Origin of the sequence: Aureispira sp. CCB-E (assembly GCF_031326345.1) — a bacterium.
Taxonomy (GTDB): domain Bacteria; phylum Bacteroidota; class Bacteroidia; order Chitinophagales; family Saprospiraceae; genus Aureispira.
The window spans coordinates 6,607,501-6,627,620 of sequence record NZ_CP133671.1; the positions used below are offsets into that span (position 1 = coordinate 6,607,501).

Sequence of the window (20,120 nt, forward strand, 5' to 3'; positions counted from 1 at the left end):
TCGAAACTTTTTTACCCGCTCTTTCGCTAAGCGGTTGCAAATCTCTAACTTTATTTCCAAACCACCAAATATTTTTTAAACTTTTTTAAAAATTATTTTTCTGTAGGTTTTTCTTAGCGTTTTCAATTTTGCTGTGCTTCTCTTTTGAAGCGGTTGCAAATCTCTAACTTTATTTCCAAACCACCAAATGTTTTTTAAACTTTTTTAAAAATTATTTTTCTGTAGGTTTTCATTGTTTTCAATTGCCAATGCCTCTCTTTCGAAGCGGTTGCAAAGGTGCAATGTTTTTCCTTTACTTCCAAATTTTAGGTGTTTTTTTTAGCGTTTTTTTTAAACTTTTTTCTTTCTCCCAACTCTCTCTAATTAACCACCAATTAAAACACAAACACAATCAATATCTTATAAAATCATTCCTTTTTCTGGGACATTTATTTTTTTTCAAAAAAATCATCTCCAAGTTGGGTTAGACGATAGAATATAAAGCAAAAATACGCTCTATTACAATAAAAAAAATTGAAAGTGGCCTCTATATACACAGTGCTAACACAATATTTAGTATTTTCATTATCTCCTATTTGCTTAATATACTAATACCGATTTGCTATGTTTGGACTCATGCATCCCCAAAATACGTGTTCAACGAAAAAAAATAATTCCAATTATTTGTACCATCGCAGGCATTATTGTGGTACTTGTAAAGCTATTGGCAAAAATTATAATCAACAAAGTCGGTTAATGCTGAATTGGGATACTGTTTTTTTATCTGAGTTATTATCACAATTAGAACATGAAAATTTTAAATCATGGAGCGATCGTTTAAAAACAGTGAATACTTGTTTTTCTATACCAAAAGAAAAACTCCCTTTTTCTTTAGAGTATGCCGCAACTGTTTCTGTTTTATTAGGAACGTTAAAGATTAATGACAATAATCAAGATGAGCCAGCTCTAAAGTGGAAATTTGCTCAATACCTTTATACTTCTTCGCAAAAGAAAGCTCTTTTACAATTTGAGCACTGGGGTATTGATACTATATATATACAAAGCATAATTCAACAGCAATACCAAAGAGAGCGCAAAAAAATACAATTTAAACATTTGCATTCTTGTTTAAACTATTATGCAGAGGCTACTGCTAAAATAACAGCTTACCTTTTTCAACAAGGAGGACTTCGACTGCAACAAAAAACAGACTTATATCAATTAGGTTATTCTTTTGGTCAACTCATCTACATCTTAGATGCCTTTGAAGATTATGAAAAAGATGTTTTTAAAGACCAGTTTAATCCTTTGATAAAATACTTTGGGTCTTTCAATCAGTTAGACGAATCAAATTTAGAGTCTGTCCGATCTATTTTATTAGATATCCAAGCAGAAATAGACACACATCTTCAACAACTCAGTATAACAGCAGAGGCAATATCTATTTATAAAGATAGATTAGCATCTAACCTTGCGCTTCGGTTGTATCAAGAACGACGTATTCCTAAAACGATTAATGACCAAATTGCTTTAAGGTGGAATGAGGCAAAGATTTTTGCTAACCAAATTACATGTCAACCCAAAACTTGGTTGCGCCAACTAAACTACTATGTGATTGTCTTGGCTGTGTTTGCGAATCCACAAACAAAAACATATTTGCCTCAAGAGGGTAAATTACAGATTGTGGGCTGGACCTTGTTGATGACAACTATCTTAGCAAGTATTGGTATCGCAGGAGTTGTTAGAAGAGATAGAAAAAAACAAAAGGATCAAAAACGTAAAGAAAAAAGGATTAAGCGTCTAAAAAGAAAAATAAAAAATCTATTTCGTAAAAAGGATTGTTGGTCGGACTGCTGTAGCAATTGTTGCAATCAATGTTGTAGTGATTCTTGTAGTAACTGTTGTGGTGATTGTTGCGAATGGATGTGCCAAGAAGATAACTTAATGATTACAGTAATTCTGCTTATATCTATTGTAGCAATCACCACCATTATCATTCTTATCTTATTCTTCTTGGGGCTACTTTAATATAGTATGACCACCTACTTCCATCTTATTCATTAACCTCTCTACAAATATTAAACTATAAAACAGTTAAAGCAACTTTATTCGCCAATTGAGTTCTTATCATATCTATCTATCCCCCGTCTATAAGTATTCTATTGTTCACAATTAAAAAATACTAATGATGAAAAACTTTGGTTTTATATTTATTTTAATCGTCCTATTCAACGCAGCATGCAAAACAAACTCTACCAATACTCAAAATACGCCATCGGAAGCTAGCGATTTTGGAACTGCTGCCTATTATCAAAAATATCAACGAAATATTGATCGCTTGTATCATATGCTTCAAGGAACATTTATCTGTTACTCTCAATCGACAGAGAAAGAAGCTAAGTTGATTCCTTGGAAAGTAAACAATCAGCAAGATAGTGTTATTACTTATTCGGTTCCAATAAAAGAGCCTGCAAAAGATGGATATTGGTTAATTTGTTACCAATTTATAACTAGTTTGCCTGATGAGCCTATATATTGTGCTGTACAAAAAATTACTCCTGTAGATCGAGATACATTTTTATCTGATTTTTTTGACTCGCCAGCAGAGATTAAATTAACTAAAATGATTAAAGATTTAAAAACGGTAGAGCAATCTATTGATTTAGAACAGCTAACACCTATTGATGAGGTTGTTACTTATTATAGAGAAAAAATCACCTTTTTTAAAGGCTTTTCTAACATTTATAAAGATCACCAAAATCAAAACTTGACCTATAGACAAGAAAACTATGAAGTTCATCCAGAAAACACCCAGTTTGCTACCCGATACTTTAAAGATATAAATGGAGATACTACTATTAATAAAGCATCCAATATTGCCATCGAGATTAGAACTTCCAAACCTGTTTCCGAAATGATTGACCAAACGTTGTTAGGCAAGTAACAAACAGTATGGCACGAAGCATCATTTTTAGTTTTGCTGATTTACTTAAATTTAGTAGTTAGCTACGCTGCTACTTCGTGGTCGTTGCTTTTTTACTTTTTCACAAAAAAGATAAAAAATCAAATTTTTAACACAAAACACAACAAGTGCACAACTCATTAATTATCAAACTAATAAAGTTTAGCTTCACTGCTACTGCGTGGTTTCAACGAACTATTGCAAATTAAAAGCACTTGTGCTTTAGGTTCTAAATTTTCTTTTGATCATTAAATCATTATTACTCAAAACAATCAAATATTTTCACTATATGCCCAACCTTAGTTATCCATCTAAAGTACTTTTATTCGGTGAATATACTATTATTCAAAACTCTGCTGCATTGGCTATTCCCTATGCTCACTACCAAAGCTACTGGAGTGATCACCCTTTGTCTAAAGATTGGGAGAATACAATTAAACCTGCTTTTTCAAAACAAAGTTTGCAAAAAATAGCCATAGATCTTCAATCTCTTCAATATCCGTTGTTGAACTTAAAACAATTCAAAGAAGATTTAAAAAATGGGCTTTGGCTCTGTACAAATTCTCCGATGGGATATGGGCTCGGAAGTTCGGGAGCTGTTTGTGCTGCTATTTATGACCGCTACGCTATCCACAAAACCACAAATTTGCAATTACTAAAACAAGAATTAGCTTGCTTAGAACATAGTTTTCATGGCAAGAGCTCTGGAATAGATCCCTTAATTGCATACAACAAACGCCCCTTGTGGGTGCATTCTGATGCCTCCATTGAATCTGTCGAATTACCGTCTTTGCAGAAACTAACTTTTTTCTTAATCGATACTCAACTACCAAGAGTTTCTACACCACTCATTCATTTTTTTGTCGAATCTTGTAAAAATGCTTCTTTTGAAAATGCATTTGTACAGCCTACCAGTCGTGCTGTTGATGATGCGATTCACGCCCTAATGACCAATAATTCTAGCTCCTTAATGCAGGCAATTCATTTGATTTCTAAATTACAGTTCGCCTACCTACCACCAATGATTCCAGAAAGCATGCACGCACTTTGGAAAAAAGGATTAGCATCGAATGAATTTTATTTAAAAATTTGTGGTGCTGGCGGAGGTGGTTTTATGTTGGGAGTTACTCGAAATTGGGAAGCAGTAAAGCAACATTTTCATTCGTTTAAAACATTACAATTGCTCTAATACAACCAAAGCATTCTCCAGTTGGGGAATGCTTTGGTCATTATAATTAATGTTCTATTGTTAATCTTTACGAAACATCCACTTCATAAAGTCCTTTACCGTCGTTTTCTTTCCATACATTAAAATACCAATCCGATAAATACGCCCTGATACCCAAGTAAAAAAGATTCCTGTTAATACTAATATGACTGCGGATATAACAACTTGATATATTGGAGGATCAAAAACAACTCGCACAGGCATCACTACAGGAGCAAAAAATGGAAACATAGAAGCCCATACTCCAAGTGAACTAGTTGGGTTTTGAACTACAGCAGAACCAATGTATAATGCAATAATAATTGGAACTGAAATTACAAGCATCAATGACTGCCCTTCTCCCCAATCATCGCCCATTGCAGCTCCTACCGCAGCAAATAACGACGCATACAAAAGGTACCCAGCTAGAAAGAAAACCAAGAAAACTACAATTATATAAGCATAATCAAAGTTTTGTAACTCTTGCCAAATAGCCATTATTTCTGTTGTATCACCAACGGGACTTGCTGTTGATGTAGTCATGCTTTCTTGAAGTTCTTGCAATTTTCCTGCAAACAAGAGTCCCACACCAAGATATAAAAGTGGTAATGTGATTGCCCATATTGCAAATTGAGTTAATCCCACTGCTCCAACCCCTATAATTTTACCTAACATTAACTGGAATGGCTTAACTGAAGAAATTAGAACCTCTACAATTCGATTAGTTTTTTCTTCCATTACAGAACGCATCACCATATTACCATAGATAAAAATAACTGAGTAAATCAATATCATCATAATTCCCCCAAGTACAGTTGCGATTCTTGCTCTATAAATAGAAACCTCTTCATCAGAAGATTTCATATTTGTTGGAATTACATTAATATCTGTTTTCAATCGCTTCAAAGTCAGCTCATCGACTTCCAACTGACGCATTTTGAGCTTTTTGATCCTTTGTTCAATCCCTTCTTTAATGTTTTTTTCTACATTAATTCCTAAGCTTTCATTAGAATAATATTCAACTTTGAAGTTTGTTGTCATACTATCTAATGATTGTTCAGGAACAAAAACAATTCCTTTATAACCATCCTTTTCAAAACTTTCTTTAAGTATTTCTAATTTCTTTTGTGGATACTTGTACATAACCAGACCATCTCTTAGCTTTCCTTTTTCTTTAATTTCTAAGATATTGCTAGGATCTAGTAGAGCCACTTTCTGCGTATCTTGTCCAGAAGACATGATAAATATTAATGCCACCCAAGAAATAACAAATCCAATGGGAGCAAATATAGTTGTCAATATAAAGGTCTTTTTCTTTACTCTTGACAAATACTCTCTTCCTATAATTAACCAAAGCTTACTCATCTGACTTCCCTCCTACTATTTTGATAAAGATTTCGTTTAAGGTTGGTAATATTTCATTAAAAGCCGTTACAACTGTTCCGTGATGCAACAAGTATTTTAAGAAATTATTGGCATGTTCCACATCTCTTAGTTTCACAACAACTTGCCCCATGTCTTTGGATATAATGGTCACATGTTCTTCTATTTGTTCGGGCAAAGCACCTCGATAGTTTACTTGGAACAAGAACTCTTTGAACTGTTCTTTGATAGATGCAACAGAACCGCTCAGTACATTGGTACCTTTATTAATCAAAACGATATGTTCGCAAATTTGCTCGACTTGCTCCATTCGGTGGGTTGAAAACAAAATAGTCGTGCCATTTTTATGCAATTCGTCAATTTCATCCCGAATTAAGTTGGCATTCACAGGATCCAAACCAGAAAAAGGCTCATCCAAAATCAATAATTTAGGCTTGTGAATGACGGTCGTAATAAATTGAATTTTTTGTTGCATTCCTTTCGAAAGCTCTTCAACCTTTTTGTTGCGCCAGTCCTGAATATTGAATTTTTCTAACCAGTAATCCAATTGGTTTTTAGCTTCTTTCTTGGTCAATCCCTTGAGACGAGCAAGATAGGTAATCTGCTCTTCTACTTTCATTTTTTTGTACAGACCTCTTTCTTCAGCCATATAGCCAATTTGGGCGGGGTGTGTATTGTTTAAGGGTTCTCCTCTAAATAAAATGGTTCCAGAATCTGCTCTGGTTATTGTAGTAATAATACGAATCAAAGAGGTTTTTCCTGCACCATTAGGTCCTAACAAGCCAAAAATTTTGCCTTCAGGGATTTCAAAAGAAATATTGTTGCAAGCGACATGCTCTTGATACGTTTTTCGGACATCTTTTAGTTCTAAAACGTTCACTGAGAAAGTTGTTGTTCGATTATAAATTCAATAGTAGATAAATCTTCATTCAATCTATCTTATTTAATTACAAATGTAAAAGTTCTAACTACAATCTCATGCATTTAGTTTCTAAATTCCATTAATAATCTTGTTTTTTAGATCAAAAACTATTTCAAATGATACCAATTCTTGTTAAAATAAGAACCGTTTTGAAAAAAACTTCTAAAAGGATAACCTTTTTTTAATGCCTGTATCTAAAAGCAATAAAGGGTAATGCATATAAAAAATCAGGAAGATAGTTACCCTGTTTTTTTGATTTTTAATAGAAAGAAGTGTCCTTATTTTTAAACAATCTTTGTAACACTTTATTGAGAGCTAACCAACATCAAACTTTACTTTCTTCTTTTTGAATTTTTTTCAAAATCTTATGATCGATGTAAAATGTTCCAAAAGGAATAATACAAGCAATGAGTACTTTCCATGTTATTTGGGTAAACTTCCAACTTTGTTCTATTGCTACATTTAGGGTACTCATGACAAATAGCAAAAATAAAGCTCCGTGAATAGGTCCTATAAATTGAGAACCTTCTGGAATATCCCATAGATATTTTAAAGGAACAGCAATAAAAACTAAAAAAAGTAAGGAACTTCCTTCTAAAAGTGCCAATAATCTCAATCGTCCGATAGGACTAGATAAATATTTATTCATAATTAAAATGGTCTGAAATATGGTCGATTTGCAAAGGGGGAAAACGGCCAAGGAATTGCTAAAAATAAAATAATAAGGGCAATTGTAAACCAAACAAGCATGGTTTTGAACTTTTCTCGATCTACTTTTTTTCGTTTGGTTAAAGCAGAACCAATTGTTATCAATACAATCGCTACAAACATAGCGACAGCGTGATACAACCCAAAGAATAAGCACTCTACACTTTTTAATGCTTCTCCTGTATTTTTCATAAAATGCAGTGCAATTGGACTTTTAAAATACAACAACATCCCAACAATAAGTTGTATATGGGCAATCGTCGCTGTCCAATGACGAATAGAATTGTAACTTTCTGAAAATGCTTTTTTTTGCGTATATCCATAAGTCGCCATCAAAATTGCTATGACTAGAGATACAACAACAAAATAACGAGTGGCAGAGTGTACTCCTAAAAGTATTGCATACATACCTAAGTTTTTGTCAGTCAGAATAATGGAGTACAAAAACAAAGTTTTCATGGATGGTCTTTTACGACTTACTTTGTTCTACTACTCAGAATAACAAGTGCAAATTTGTACATTTATCTAATAGCATTCCAGTACTTTTTATGCCTTTATTGACATTAATCTGTCATTTTTCTAACATACGGAAATAACTTTTGCACAAGACTTGTACTCCAACAGCATATAACTTGCTCAATATAAAAAAGTTAGTAGCCCAAGTGGTCGTTCTAAGAAAATAGCCTTACTCTTTTGTGCTTACTCGCTTAAATATGAATGACGGTATTGGGAAGAATGTTTCGAACTTTCTCTTGTTCAGATTTGTTTAAAGGGTTCTGGCTTAAATATAGAATTTTCAAGTTTTGCAAGACGCTCAAAGCACCAGGTAAACGTTTGATATTATTCTCGGAGAGATCAAGAATCTCCAAGTTTTCTAACATACATAACTCCATGGGAACTTCACTTAAAGCATTGCCACGCAAAATCAGTTTTTTGAGCTTGTCTAAACGAATCAATCCATTGGGCAAATTGTCAATTTGATTGTCAATTAAGGAAAGTATTTCTAACTTTGGTAATTCTAGAATACAGATTGGAAATTCATTCAAACCACTTCCAACTAAGGATAGTTCTATTATATTTTTTAAATTACTGACTTCTTTGGGGATATGGTTTAGTGTATTATAGTTGATAATTAACCGTTCTAGTTGGGTTAAATCACCTATTGCCTTGGGCAAATCTGATAAGGTACAGTGACTTATAGATAGTACTTCTAAGTTTTTGAGCAGATTTAAGTTTTCTGGTAAATTAGCAATTGGTTGATAACGGAACTCTATTCTTTTTATTAATTCCAGCAATTCCGTCCAGTTATTTTTTAAGCTGCGTAATAAATATTGTGGTTGTGCACTGATCACTTCTGCTAACTCATAGCTAGATATAACACCTAAACTTTCTAACAATTGGAATCCGAGTTCATGATTCGTTTCATCCTCACTTTTTAACAAAGCAATAATTGCTTTATAGTCTAAATTAGACATGACTTACTTTTAAGGGTGGTATATAATTTGAGCATAAATTTATACCATAAATAGTTTGATTTTTATTTTTTAATTGCTAAATACCAAACACTCAATAGGTTTCATTTTTCGCAATACATTTTGGCATCACATAAGCAATAAATTTACTTATTTTGTGTCGATTTTTTCACCTTTTTAAGTTCTTTTTAAAAAAAATTATAAACCAAAGAAAAAAAAAATAGTTTTTATCGTATGGACATTTATCAAACAATACAAAAATTCCAAAATAAGTTTTCTCAGATGGTTGTGCTCTCTCCATAAAACCGCATTTATTACACACTCCATTAGAAATATGACCAAACATTCTAAATTCATTTAATAAAAAAAGATAATATTATTTGAATCCCATACCCCCACTTTTTGCAACAATTGTGTCAACTCCCTTTTTTAGGCACAATCACATCGTAAAAAGAATGGTCTCTTCAATGTATAATAATGTTATCAACTAGATTGGCTTTGCAAAATAGTATGATACACGCTTTTTTTGTTGATCTATGACCTCAATAAAATTACTGATATGAGTATCGAAACAGAACAATATTTGCGTCTAAAGAATAAAATATATAGTGACCTAAGCACTAAACATTTTTCAATCAATTACTGGGAGAAACTAAGAGAAATCCCAAGTGAAATCAACTTATTACAACAATTAGAAACTTTAAGCATTTACAGAAACAAGTCTATCAAGAAATATCCTGCGGAATTGGCAGATTTGCCCAACCTAAAGCACATCTCTTTAAGATTTAATAATCTAAAACAAATTCCAACCGTTTTTAGGGAACTAAACCAATTAGAAACTTTGGTACTGTCCAACAATCGCTTCTTGGCTTCTACCCAATGGGATTATTTGTCCAATATGCAGGCCTTAGAAGTGTTGGACCTGAGCTACTCCTTACAAAATTTATCTATCTTACCTCCCGAAATTGGTAATTTACATAATTTAAGGGAATTGAATATTTCAGGCAACAAATTGAAAGAGCTACCTAGCAGCCTAAAAAACCTGACTAAGTTAGAAAAGCTGCACTGCGAACTAAATGATTTTGAGTCTTTTCCAAGTGTATTAGTGGAGCTTCCTCAACTAAAGGAGCTTCAAATTTCTGCTAAGTCCTTAGAAGGGTTGCCACAAGAAGTTCTACAACTACAACACATTACGTCCCTTAAATTTACGGCTAAAAGCAATACAAAAACAGCCTATATTTTTCCATTTGAGCGATTACTTAAGAACATTAAAAACTACCAATTTAGCCCTGAATTGCAACGATTCTTTTTGGATGTCATTCGAGGTAGTCTTCTTATCAAAGATCTTGACAACAAACAATTACTAACCTTACTGAATTGTGCTATTCCTGAATATACCAATCAGGCTTTAGAAGAAATTGACATCCGCATCAATAACAACCAATTTAGTTCCTTTTCGTTCCCTACGGCTAACGACCGATTGGTTATCAAGGGCAAAACAAAAGGAAAAGTATCTGAATTAAAATCTAGGGTGGCACAACACGCTATTCAAACAGGTGTCAAGATTAATCGATCTACGACGCACCTTCTTATTGGAAGTATGCCTGGTGATATTTATGACCAAATAGAAGCCTACAATATTGCTCTAATCACAGAACAAAGTTTAGTAAAATACCTCAATCAACTTGAGCAACCTTATTTATTGGCCTCTACAGAAGTTACGGATCTTGACAATATTCGGCAACTGCTGCACAGTGATCAGACCGAAAATATTTTGTTGGCATTAGAAATGTTGAAAAGTGGTGGCGTTCCTGAAGAACTGTTAACAGAACTATTTTTGATTTATAAATTGACTAGAGTTCAAAAAATTAAACGTGTCATTTATCAAATCGTTGGTCAATATGCTCCATTGTCTTTTGTAACAGCCATCAAAAGTCGCAAACCAATTGGTCCATTAATTTCCGAAACAGCTCGATCAACGAACTTGGAATACTATTGCAAGACAGGTGCCTTAGATAAAAAATATATTGCTTTTTATTTACTCAAAAAAGGCGGTTATGGTCATTTGTTTGCCTTATTTAATTTGGATACCGAGGACAAAATGGCTTATTTTGAACAAGCTTTGCAAGATGGTCATTTATCCTTGTCTAGTTTGGAACTGACACAATTACCCGATGACTTAGGGGCAATTAAAGGGTTGACGCATTTGGATATTTCGTATAACAAATTCACGGAAATCCCCCCCCAACTATTTAAGTGTCAAGAATTGACACATTTGTACATTAGAGGATTGCATGAGATTCACAAAAAACCTGAAGATCTTTGGAAAATCCCTAATTTAGAAGTTGTCTATGTGGGTTACAACAATAAGTGGGTTGGTGCTGACAATACCAGTAGTGTTGTTATAAATGGAAAAACAATAGTAGGTCGATAAGCAATTGTCACTTAATTCTCTTTCGGATTGAGACAATTCAAAATGGGTAGTTTCTTGATTTTCACGGATAAAAAAGTTAAAGTTTGGCATGACCGTATTATTTTTTGTATCTTTAAAATAGTACAAAAAACTTGCAAAATTTTATTCACGATGCTCAACAAACTACTCTTCCTCTTTTTTCTCTGTTCTTATTGGAGTTTGCAGGCTCAAACCGATGTAGAATTACAAATTCAACATAAATTCGGAAAATCAAACTATATTCCTAATCAACCTTATGTTGATGATGAAAACCGAGTTATTTTAATCAATAGAATTCAGTACTATTTATCTAATATAGAATTAGTATTCGATGGCGGACAATCCACGCTTATCAATCGGCAACATTTGTTAATGGATGGTGAAACGAGTATATACAACCTAGGAACCGTTACTCCTGAAATACAACAGCTAGAAGCAATGCACCTTAATTTGGGTGTTGATCCTGCACTAAACAATACAAGACCTATCCACCATCCCGTTGGACATCCTTTGGCAGACAATGCTATGTATTCGAATGATCAACAAAGTTATATTTTTGTTGCAATAGAAGGTATGATTGACTCTGATGGCGATCAAATTCCAGACAAGCCATTTAGCTTTCGAGCGACCGGTGATCCATTGTTTCGTGACTTATCCATACAAGCATCTACGAGTCGAAATGGCAATAGCCTAAAGATAAATTTAGTTGCCAATATTTCTAACTGGCTAAAGGAAATTGATCTAGAGTTGGTGGGCAATCAAGAAAATGGACATACCGACAATGAAAAATTATGTGATAACACAGACGATCATAAGGTTTTCTACAATGTTGCTACGACCAGTGTTACAACCTTAGTTTCTCCTCAAAATCAAATTAATATTGACTCTAGGCTTTCAACTGCTCCTACCATTTACTACGATTTTTATACCTTAGAACAACTGGATATGACAATTACTAATGTCAATGGCACCTATTTTATTCAACGTTCTAACCTAGATCCTCAAGGAGATTTTTATATGGACAGCGATTTAGCCGCAGGGATTTATATCGTTATTTTTACTACTCCTAAGGGGATTCGTCAATGCAAACGTTTTGTCATTAGAAATTAAATAATTCTTGCTAAAAAACAGGGGCTTTCCATAAAAGAGAGCCCCTGTTTTTGTTTGAATAATCTGCTAGATTAAGGGTTTACTTCAAAATTAACTGCGTGGGTAGCTGATTCTCCCGAATGATTGGATGCCGTTGCTGTGATTGTAAACAAACTGTGTGTTCCCACAGACAAAGTAATCGTGCTATCAACCGTGTAAGAAGTCTCATGCGTATGCCCACTCAAATTCAAAACGGCTGTATTTTTATTCTTGTCCCATACCTCAACCGAGTAAGTATGTAATTCTGTCGGGTCTGTAAAAGTCACCTTAACATTTAAGTCATCTCCATTATTCATTACAGTCCCTTCTAAAGGATTGTTGATTGTTGCAGTTACTGTTTCTTGGATTTCAGGTTCTTTCTCACAAGAGCTAAAAGTGATTCCCATTGTAACTAAAGTAAATAAAATTAGTACGCTTTTCATTGTTTTGTTTTTTTAAATAAAATTACTCCATTGAAACCACGCAGTAGCAGCACAGCTAACTAAAAGCAAAGCGCTCGCGCAGTAAAAACTAAAAAAGCAACAGAGTATTAAAATAAATAATTGATATTGGCTGAAAATCTAGGCTTCGCTTGCACCAAACCATCTGATAAGTTTTGCCAAGTAGGTTGCTGATAATTGATTCCCACTTGAATTTTTTTATAATATACCTCTATTCCAACAGTAGCAATTAATTGATTGCCTCCCGTATTAATTCGCTTATAGCCATTTTTTAGATTATAATTCGCATGCTCAAAGGCAAGTCCTAGTTGGGGCATAATTCCCCACTCTGTATTTTTCACCTTGTGCAAGAAAAAAGCTGTTGCTGCTGTCATTAGTTGGTTTCCAAACTTGTATGTATGGGCATTGGGCAAATTAATTTTATAGGTAGCGTTTACATTTACTCCCCAACGTTTGTAGCGCATGGTATATACTGCCATTGTCAGAAAATCAACCGATCCAGTTCCTAATTGTAAGCTTGGGGTTAGCAATTCTCCTTGCATATCGGTTCGTTGAAAACTCCCTGTTGGTACTTTGACTCCTCCTCCTACTAATAGATTGTGTTTAAGGTCCTTTTCCGCGACAAAGCTTGTATTATAAATATTGTACAATGCAATAACGGATATGTCTCCCAAACCGATTAAATGATTTGCTTCCTCTGGAGCAATTCGGACATTATAACTCAAAGGAACAAAAGCTAGAATTTGTACGCGTCTATGCGGATAAAAACGCCCCATTAATTCCAATGAATGAAAGTGTTCTCTCGAAAAAGCATTGATGCCTTCTCCTTCATGTCCTAAATCTGAACTAAAAGAGCTCAAACGCCATCGAAGTCCTATAAAATTCTTATGATATTGAGGCAACATTCCACTATAATATCCACCAACACCACAACCACAAATATCGCAAGCTAGGACTGAAACGCTAAGCCCCATCCACAAGCTGAATAGTATTAAAATATTCTTCATAATATAATCTTTGCAATAGTTCGCTTCTATTGTATATCACATTAACTTCTAGTGATGACAAGACGTGTTGCTCATAGACAACAACACTTCTACCCTATTAGGTCAACCTAATAGATGATTACGCTAGAAATCCTAAATAAAAAATAGGCTTGATATAACTTGCAGAAACTGGCGAACTATCAATTTTTATAAATTATAGTCAACTAGACATACGACATAGAAGTTCCTTTATAGATTATAGCATTAGCTACTTTTTCTATGAAAGAAAAAATAAACTACACGCTAACCTAGGTATACTCACATAAGCTACATCGCATGAAATTATGGTTTGTGTCTAAAATTGTGGTGGATGAAAGAGCGCCCTTATCATTTGGTGTGTATAATGAAAGGAATAATTAAAAGTAGGTGCTCCTTCTATCTGAATGGAGAGGTATTTTTTAGGTATAAAAAAAGGTTCTTGCATTACTTGAAAGAATAAAACAGGGACTTTCAGCTCTTCTAAATTAGGCATAGGATGCTGTTGGTCGGTATGGTTTTCTTTTTGAGCAATGGATAACACTTCTTTGAGATGGCATTTTCCATTACACTCTAAAACAGGCGTATTTCTATTCTCGCAGAGATGCTGAATAATATAATCTTTATTTAAGGTAAAGTAGGTATAAATCAGCCCTTGATGTACAGTTTGTACACCTATTATTATTATAAATAAAAGAGCTAATAATTGACGCATTATATTTTCTTTGTTATTAGAAGCTCGAAGGTATCATTTTCGCGAAGGTTATACAAGTTAATAGGTCGCTTATTTTTTAGTTTTTTAGCCCGCTACACTTGTAAAAATGCAAGCTAAGTTGGTAAAAACATAAACTACATGAGTACTCCATAGTTGATAATCAGCCTTTCAAGATTCCCAACACTTAAAAGCTATCATGATAATTTTATTCTGAGGGAACTTGTTTCAACATAAGTTTGATTCTCGTTCCATCAACAAGCCATATTACTCCTAAATAAACCAACATTAAAGTACTACTTACAAGATAAGAGACCAAGCTATTGGGAACTAGATATGGTGCAATTGTCCATGCATACAGCATATAAATGACGACTACGGTGACAATGTATCCTAGCATACGAAAAATTGGATAGGGAATTGGATAGTGTTTTTGCCCCAACGTATAAGCTAACACAACCATTGTCGCATAGCAAAATAGGGTTGCCCAAGCAGATCCTAAGTATCCAGGATGTCCCAATTGCATCATAAAAGGAATCAATAAAATATTGCCCAAAATAGTAACACTAGCTCCAATAACAGCTATCATTCCTCCATAACGAGTTTGGTCACTCAACTTGAACCAAATTGCCAGATTGTAATACAAACCCAAGCATAAATTAGCTAATAAAAGAACAGGAACAATCATCAAGCCTTCTCGATAATTGGAGGCAACGAAAAATTGTACAATATCCATAAAAAGCATGATTCCCAAAAAGCCAATCGTTCCGATTAAGGTAAAAAGGAAAGCGATATTGGCATATAATAATTTAGAATAGGCTTTATCTGCATTTCGGAAAAAGAATGGTTCAGCAGCATAATTAAAAGCTTGGGTAAACAGGTTCATGAAAATAGCAATTTTATAACAGGCTCCATAAACTCCGAGTTGTTCCAAGACGTCCTTACTATCTCCCACCAAAAGCGCTTTGAGTAAAATGCGATCCAATACTTCATTGATAATACCTGCAAATCCTGCCAAAACTAATGGCATTGAGTAGATAAGCATCCTTCTTAATAAAGCAGCGTCAAATACTGCTGTGGCTTCTTTTCCTTCTTCTGTTTTAGTTTTGTACCAATAGGTAGGCAATAAGAGTAAAAAAGTAGCTCCACTCGCTAACAAATTAGCTAAAAATACGTATCCTATCCCCATAGTTGGGTCAAAATATTGTGGAAAATAATTGGGCAAGAGATACAAAAAGAAAAATACAAATCCTAAATGTATCAACAAGTTGGTCAACTTAACAAGGGCAAATTTTAATGCTTTTCCTTCTAGTCGAAGCATCGCAAATGGAATGGCAACCAATGCATCAAACCCTAAGATAAAAGCAAACCATACAATGTAGTTGCTATGGCCTGGATACCCTAATTGAGTAGCAATGGGGTTAGATAGTGCCACCAACAACAATACAAAGATACTGGTTGTGCCAACTACCGTAGATGTAGCTGTTTTGTAAGCTGTCGCCCGATCTTCCTTTTTAGAACCAAATCGAAAAAAAGCTGTTTCCATTCGATAGGTAAACACAATCATTAAGAAAGCTGCCCAAGCGTATACATCTGTTTGAATGCCCATTTGAGCACGATCATCATTGAAAATATGCGTCAAAAATGGAGTCAAAAAAACAAATGTAAGCAAACGTCCTAGAATGCTACTAAGCCCATATAAAGCTGTTTCACCTGCTAATTTTTTAAGTAGGGACACGTTTTGTAATTGAAAATAAAAAAACTATTTTAGTAAGAGTGGCTCAAAGATACATCAAGCTTTTAGAATTTACAATACTGCTCAAAATCGATTTATTAATTGGTTGATAATTTATAAAAAGCGGGATAGAACATCCTTTTCAAAATATTTTCTAAGCAAATTTTAAAATAATCGTTATCTTAATAAGGTTACTTTTAAAATTTAAGCCCATTAAAGAAGTAAATATCTAAACCGAATTCGAACAAACAACTTGGGTACTTTATGTCCAAATATTCTAATATACTGACGCAACTTAGGTCTGGAGACAACAAAAAGGCAATTGCTGTTTTGTATCAATCCTTTCCGATGATACGCAAATTAATTTGCAATAATGGAGGCAATGATGCCGATGCACAAGATGTCTTTCAAGATGCCTTGCTCGTGCTTTATCGAAATGCTCAAAAACCAGAGTTTGAATTAACTTGTGCTCCTAGCACGTATTTATATAGTGTTGCGCGTTTTCTGTGGAAAGATTTGCTCAAAAAACGAAATAAAGAAGTTTCGTTGGAATACGATACACGAGACCAAGCTGCCTTAGAATCCGATTTAGAACTTTACCAAGAACAAAATAATAAATCATCCCAACTGGCTTCTGTATTGCGACAACTTGGCGATAAATGCAAGTTATTATTACAAGCCTATTATTACAAAAAAATGTCGATGAAGGAAATTGCTCAAACCTTTGAGTACAGCAGTGTTAATAGTGCCAAAACACAAAAGTACAAATGCATTGAGCGAGCAAAAAAAATTGCTAGCAACCAGCTTCCATCAACATCTAAACTGTAAAAAGCGATGCGCCAAGAGTTACAAAACATAGAATATATTGAACGCTACCTAGAAAATGGTCTTTCTAGTATAGAAAAACGTAAGTTTGAACAGCATATGAATGAGGACGAGGGGTTCAAGCAAGCTGTCAATCTGCAACGTCAAATCATTAATCAGCTAAAAGAAGAGGCTTTTCTCTCTGATGTCGCGAATTATCACCAAGAGTTTATTCAACATCATACCAAGCCAAAACGCTTTTCGCCTTGGTGGATCATACTGCCAATCCTTTGCTTAATTAGTATTCCTATTGTTTGGTATAATTTGCCTCCGCAAGAAACAAAATCGGTGGCTATTGTAAAAGAAGTTAAAAACACACCAATCAAAGCAACTAAGGCGGAGGCTGCTCCTGCTCAACTTAAAGCTTTTCAAACTGCTTTTGTTACCAAAAAAATAAGTGCCCGAAAAGGTGCTACCATTCAGCTAAAAGCATCCAAATCGACCTTGTACATCCCTAAAAATGCGGTGGTAGATAAGAATGGAGTGCCTGTCAAAGGTGCTTATGAAGTGCAATACCGAGAACTAAGAGATCGCGCTGACATGGCTTTTTCTGGATTGCCTATGAACTACAAGAACCGAGCTACTGCCGAGGGCGTTAACTCTTTTGGCATCTTAGAAGTTCGTGCTTTTAAAGATGGTGAAGAGCTTCAAATAGCACCTGGCAAAGCTTTAAGTTTAGACTATGAAGTCAACAAACGAGCTAAAAATTTGGATTTGTATTATTTGGATGAGACCAATCAAACATGGGAATCTACCTCTGAGGTTGTAGACCTTCCCAAACGTGGTGCTTATACAGAAGAATTTGATAGCATTGCTTACAAAGCTGCGGTAATTGCACACAATGAAAAATTTAAGAATATGGGACTAAAAGATGGTGTGGAACGTGACAAAGATGCGTTTAACCTACAAACTACCTTGATCCCTGAAGGAATGAAAAAATTAGAAAAAGAGGAACGTCCCGATCCTAACAAATACATTGTTAAACACTACAAAAATCCAAGGCTGGTCGAGGATTTGCGCCTAAACTCTTTTGGCGTTTATAATTGTGGTAAAAAATATAAAATTAAAAACCAAATTGCCGTCTCAGCAGATTATACCGACTTAGAACAAATTGCTATTGACAATGCGCACACCTTGTCTATTATTGATATAAATTATAACGCCGCTTATAGTTTTAAACCTGAACAATTTATTTGTAATAGTAAGGCAAATAATGTCTTTTTGTTATGGTCTAAAGAAGGCAAACTTTATGCTTTTGTCAAACGAGCTACTGTAAAAATGAATACAGGAGATTATTCTTTTCAAATGGAAGATTTGTCGGATAAGATTAAAAATACCGCGGACTTAAAACGCTATCTAAAATTCGTAGAACAAAAAACAAAAGAAACTGTAACTAAAATAGAATAAGCGCATTATGCAGAGGATCATAACATAAAAATCCTTTGTATGAAATATGTATTTAGTATTCTTTGCCTCTTCTCTATGTGTAGAGTTGTAGCGCAAACCGTAGACAGTTTAGTTCCTACAGAAGATCAGGCCTTATTATCCGTGATTGTTCTGGACATGGAAGAAAACCCAAGACCTAAAGATAAAATTATCTTTCAAGGTAAGCATTCTCAATTAACCTTTGAAGGCATCGCCGACCTTCATGGCGCCTTCTCTATTTTATTACCAGAAGGAGATACTTATTTCATCAAAATTCAAGGCTTGGGCAATAGTGTTGATTTTGACGAACTGTCTATCCCTAAGCAAAAGGGTAAAATAAGTGGTGAGATTGCCATCCGATATCGTCCTGCTCGCACATTCAATTTGGATGATGTACATTTTGAAACAAACAAAGCAACATTGCTCCCCCCATCCTTCGCTTCACTTGATGAGCTTGCTGAAGTATTATTATTAAAAAAGGATTTGTATGTAGAAATAGCAGGGCATACCGATAACGTTGGTGATTCATCTAGCAATCTCTTGCTTTCTCAAAAAAGAGCAGACGCTGTTGTCAAATATTTGATACAAAAAGGGGTACCTGCTAATCAGCTAACGGCCAAAGGATATGGTGAATCAAACCCCATTGCCGATAATAATACACAAGAAGGCAGAAGAGAAAACCGCCGTACAGAGGCGAGAGTTTTATAAGCTATCTTGTGAAGGTGTTTCTTATTATTTACAATACGAATCTGATTTTATACTCTTTTATTAATTTAGCTTTTTCCAATTAGAATAACCAAAAATAGTTTTTCTTCCATAAAATACATTCTCTATCCAAGTCAGCATTTTATATTTGAATTTCTCGTGCTTCATTTTAGGGCGATTGAGCTTGCCTTTTTGAGTATAATTGAGTTTAGATTTCCAAAACATCTTCGAAATCAAATGGCTCATAACCGAAGGGTGTTTGCCTTCAAAAGTAGGGATTGCTCCCAAATAGCCGTAATCAAACTCATGGGCTTTTAATTCATATTCGTTCTGAATTTGATCGGAATCATGATGCATTGACTCTTGTTCTTTCCTTTTGGATTGCATTACTTGCGGAGGACGCACCCAACCATAATGATAAATGTACGGTTCTATTTCGATGACAGTTAACTTTTCATCCTTATTTTTTCTGAATGATTGGGCATCTTTGTACGAATAGATGTGTTTTTTATTTCTTACAATTCGTATCTCATTTTTGTACCAACAATGTACTGGCAAATGATGCTTGTAATCGCCCCAAAAATGATAGTAGTTAAATAAAAAACCATCTACACTATCCTCCGTCAAATATTGTTTGCAATAAGTGGTGATTGATTTCAAATCTTTTTCGTGAACCACCTCATCAGCCTGTAAGTAAAAACACCAATCTCCCGTACATTGAGAAAGAGCAAAATTGGTTTCAGTGGCAAAAATTTTTCCATCTAGGAACTCTTCTTCATCCCAAACGCGATCTATTATCACAATTTTATCAGAGTTAATAGACTCAATTAAAGCTCTGGTTTTATCTTCTGGATCACAATTACCCAAGGCCACAATAAATTCGTCTACAATTGGTAAAATAGATTCAATAGATTCCTTAATAGGAAAATAATACAAATCCGCATTTCTTACCATTGTAAAACCACTAATCTTCATAAATCGTC

Annotated in this window: 18 protein-coding genes; 8 read left to right on the top strand and 10 right to left on the bottom strand. The window is 34.3% G+C overall.

Going from position 1 to position 20,120, the window contains the following annotated elements:
• Positions 1–603 precede the first annotated feature (603 nt).
• From QP953_RS25635 to QP953_RS25645, 3 genes are all read left to right on the top strand, one after another.
• The gene (locus tag QP953_RS25635) at positions 604–2,007 is read left to right on the top strand and encodes a DUF5685 family protein (RefSeq protein ID WP_309553347.1); all 1,404 of its coding nucleotides are present in this window, start codon (positions 604–606) and stop codon (positions 2,005–2,007) included.
• A gap of 157 nt (positions 2,008–2,164) precedes the next feature.
• Positions 2,165–2,923, top strand: coding sequence for a hypothetical protein (locus QP953_RS25640; protein WP_309553348.1), 759 nt, complete (start codon positions 2,165–2,167; stop codon positions 2,921–2,923).
• A gap of 307 nt (positions 2,924–3,230) precedes the next feature.
• Complete coding sequence (locus QP953_RS25645) at positions 3,231–4,130, top strand: hypothetical protein (RefSeq protein ID WP_309553349.1); 900 nt, start codon at positions 3,231–3,233, stop codon at positions 4,128–4,130.
• A gap of 60 nt (positions 4,131–4,190) precedes the next feature.
• Here the strand turns inward: QP953_RS25645 and QP953_RS25650 are convergent, their stop codons facing one another.
• The 5 genes from QP953_RS25650 to QP953_RS25670 form a co-directional block, all read right to left on the bottom strand.
• On the bottom strand, positions 4,191–5,513 hold the full coding sequence (locus QP953_RS25650) for an ABC transporter permease (protein WP_309553350.1): 1,323 nt from the start codon (positions 5,511–5,513) through the stop codon (positions 4,191–4,193).
• Complete coding sequence (locus tag QP953_RS25655; protein WP_052598172.1) at positions 5,506–6,411, bottom strand: ABC transporter ATP-binding protein; 906 nt, start codon at positions 6,409–6,411, stop codon at positions 5,506–5,508. Before QP953_RS25655 ends, QP953_RS25650 begins: the two co-directional genes overlap by 8 nt.
• Before the next feature lie 367 nt (positions 6,412–6,778).
• Positions 6,779–7,102 (bottom strand): DUF3817 domain-containing protein, encoded by a 324-nt coding sequence (locus QP953_RS25660; RefSeq protein ID WP_309553351.1) that lies wholly within the window; start codon positions 7,100–7,102, stop codon positions 6,779–6,781.
• A gap of 2 nt (positions 7,103–7,104) precedes the next feature.
• On the bottom strand, positions 7,105–7,569 hold the full coding sequence (locus QP953_RS25665; protein ID WP_052598250.1) for a hypothetical protein: 465 nt from the start codon (positions 7,567–7,569) through the stop codon (positions 7,105–7,107).
• Positions 7,570–7,868: 299 nt separating this feature from the next.
• Positions 7,869–8,636 carry a leucine-rich repeat domain-containing protein gene (locus tag QP953_RS25670; protein WP_052598174.1) on the bottom strand — a complete coding sequence of 256 codons (768 nt, stop codon included), beginning with the start codon at positions 8,634–8,636 and terminating at the stop codon, positions 7,869–7,871.
• A gap of 556 nt (positions 8,637–9,192) precedes the next feature.
• Between QP953_RS25670 and QP953_RS25675 the strand changes: the two genes are divergently transcribed.
• Both QP953_RS25675 and QP953_RS25680 read left to right on the top strand, forming a co-directional pair.
• On the top strand, positions 9,193–11,067 hold the full coding sequence (locus QP953_RS25675) for a leucine-rich repeat domain-containing protein (RefSeq protein WP_052598175.1): 1,875 nt from the start codon (positions 9,193–9,195) through the stop codon (positions 11,065–11,067).
• Positions 11,068–11,217: 150 nt separating this feature from the next.
• Positions 11,218–12,195, top strand: coding sequence for an MbnP family protein (locus QP953_RS25680; RefSeq protein WP_156039820.1), 978 nt, complete (start codon positions 11,218–11,220; stop codon positions 12,193–12,195).
• A 71-nt stretch (positions 12,196–12,266) separates the two neighbouring features.
• Here the strand turns inward: QP953_RS25680 and QP953_RS25685 are convergent, their stop codons facing one another.
• The 4 genes from QP953_RS25685 to QP953_RS25700 form a co-directional block, all read right to left on the bottom strand.
• On the bottom strand, positions 12,267–12,656 hold the full coding sequence (locus QP953_RS25685) for a hypothetical protein (RefSeq protein WP_052598177.1): 390 nt from the start codon (positions 12,654–12,656) through the stop codon (positions 12,267–12,269).
• A 107-nt stretch (positions 12,657–12,763) separates the two neighbouring features.
• Positions 12,764–13,681 carry a hypothetical protein gene (locus QP953_RS25690; protein ID WP_309553352.1) on the bottom strand — a complete coding sequence of 306 codons (918 nt, stop codon included), beginning with the start codon at positions 13,679–13,681 and terminating at the stop codon, positions 12,764–12,766.
• A gap of 334 nt (positions 13,682–14,015) precedes the next feature.
• Positions 14,016–14,411: a hypothetical protein gene (locus tag QP953_RS25695; protein ID WP_309553353.1), complete on the bottom strand. Its 396-nt coding sequence runs from the start codon at positions 14,409–14,411 to the stop codon at positions 14,016–14,018.
• A 205-nt stretch (positions 14,412–14,616) separates the two neighbouring features.
• Entirely contained in the window at positions 14,617–16,146 is a 1,530-nt protein-coding gene (locus tag QP953_RS25700; protein ID WP_309553354.1) for an oligosaccharide flippase family protein, read from the bottom strand.
• 261 nt (positions 16,147–16,407) lie between these two features.
• Between QP953_RS25700 and QP953_RS25705 the strand changes: the two genes are divergently transcribed.
• The 3 genes from QP953_RS25705 to QP953_RS25715 all read left to right on the top strand — a co-directional run bounded on the left by QP953_RS25705 (position 16,408) and on the right by QP953_RS25715 (position 19,140).
• A complete protein-coding gene (locus tag QP953_RS25705) occupies positions 16,408–16,971 on the top strand; it encodes an RNA polymerase sigma factor (RefSeq protein ID WP_052598181.1) in 564 nt (187 codons plus the stop codon).
• A gap of 6 nt (positions 16,972–16,977) precedes the next feature.
• Complete coding sequence (locus QP953_RS25710) at positions 16,978–18,414, top strand: hypothetical protein (RefSeq protein WP_309553355.1); 1,437 nt, start codon at positions 16,978–16,980, stop codon at positions 18,412–18,414.
• Between the two features lie 75 nt (positions 18,415–18,489).
• A complete protein-coding gene (locus QP953_RS25715; RefSeq protein WP_052598183.1) occupies positions 18,490–19,140 on the top strand; it encodes an OmpA family protein in 651 nt (216 codons plus the stop codon).
• A gap of 60 nt (positions 19,141–19,200) precedes the next feature.
• On the opposite strand, the gene QP953_RS25720 is transcribed toward QP953_RS25715, so the two are convergent.
• Positions 19,201–20,112, bottom strand: a complete 912-nt coding sequence (locus QP953_RS25720) for a hypothetical protein (protein ID WP_052598184.1) — start codon at positions 20,110–20,112, stop codon at positions 19,201–19,203.
• Between the last annotated feature and the right edge of the window lie 8 nt (positions 20,113–20,120).

What these genes read in the sequence shown, in the direction of transcription:
- QP953_RS25635 (WP_309553347.1), top strand. Translation starts at nt 604, where the DNA reads ATGTTTGGACTCATGCATCCCCAAAATACGTGTTCAACGAAAAAAAAT.
- QP953_RS25640 (WP_309553348.1), top strand. Translation starts at nt 2,165, where the DNA reads ATGATGAAAAACTTTGGTTTTATATTTATTTTAATCGTCCTATTCAAC.
- QP953_RS25645 (WP_309553349.1), top strand. Translation starts at nt 3,231, where the DNA reads ATGCCCAACCTTAGTTATCCATCTAAAGTACTTTTATTCGGTGAATAT.
- QP953_RS25650 (WP_309553350.1), bottom strand. Translation starts at nt 5,513, where the DNA reads ATGAGTAAGCTTTGGTTAATTATAGGAAGAGAGTATTTGTCAAGAGTA.
- QP953_RS25660 (WP_309553351.1), bottom strand. Translation starts at nt 7,102, where the DNA reads ATGAATAAATATTTATCTAGTCCTATCGGACGATTGAGATTATTGGCA.
- QP953_RS25665 (WP_052598250.1), bottom strand. Translation starts at nt 7,569, where the DNA reads ATGTATGCAATACTTTTAGGAGTACACTCTGCCACTCGTTATTTTGTT.
- QP953_RS25670 (WP_052598174.1), bottom strand. Translation starts at nt 8,636, where the DNA reads ATGTCTAATTTAGACTATAAAGCAATTATTGCTTTGTTAAAAAGTGAG.
- QP953_RS25675 (WP_052598175.1), top strand. Translation starts at nt 9,193, where the DNA reads ATGAGTATCGAAACAGAACAATATTTGCGTCTAAAGAATAAAATATAT.
- QP953_RS25680 (WP_156039820.1), top strand. Translation starts at nt 11,218, where the DNA reads ATGCTCAACAAACTACTCTTCCTCTTTTTTCTCTGTTCTTATTGGAGT.
- QP953_RS25685 (WP_052598177.1), bottom strand. Translation starts at nt 12,656, where the DNA reads ATGAAAAGCGTACTAATTTTATTTACTTTAGTTACAATGGGAATCACT.
- QP953_RS25690 (WP_309553352.1), bottom strand. Translation starts at nt 13,681, where the DNA reads ATGAAGAATATTTTAATACTATTCAGCTTGTGGATGGGGCTTAGCGTT.
- QP953_RS25695 (WP_309553353.1), bottom strand. Translation starts at nt 14,411, where the DNA reads ATGCGTCAATTATTAGCTCTTTTATTTATAATAATAATAGGTGTACAA.
- QP953_RS25705 (WP_052598181.1), top strand. Translation starts at nt 16,408, where the DNA reads ATGTCCAAATATTCTAATATACTGACGCAACTTAGGTCTGGAGACAAC.
- QP953_RS25710 (WP_309553355.1), top strand. Translation starts at nt 16,978, where the DNA reads ATGCGCCAAGAGTTACAAAACATAGAATATATTGAACGCTACCTAGAA.
- QP953_RS25715 (WP_052598183.1), top strand. Translation starts at nt 18,490, where the DNA reads ATGTGTAGAGTTGTAGCGCAAACCGTAGACAGTTTAGTTCCTACAGAA.
- QP953_RS25720 (WP_052598184.1), bottom strand. Translation starts at nt 20,112, where the DNA reads ATGAAGATTAGTGGTTTTACAATGGTAAGAAATGCGGATTTGTATTAT.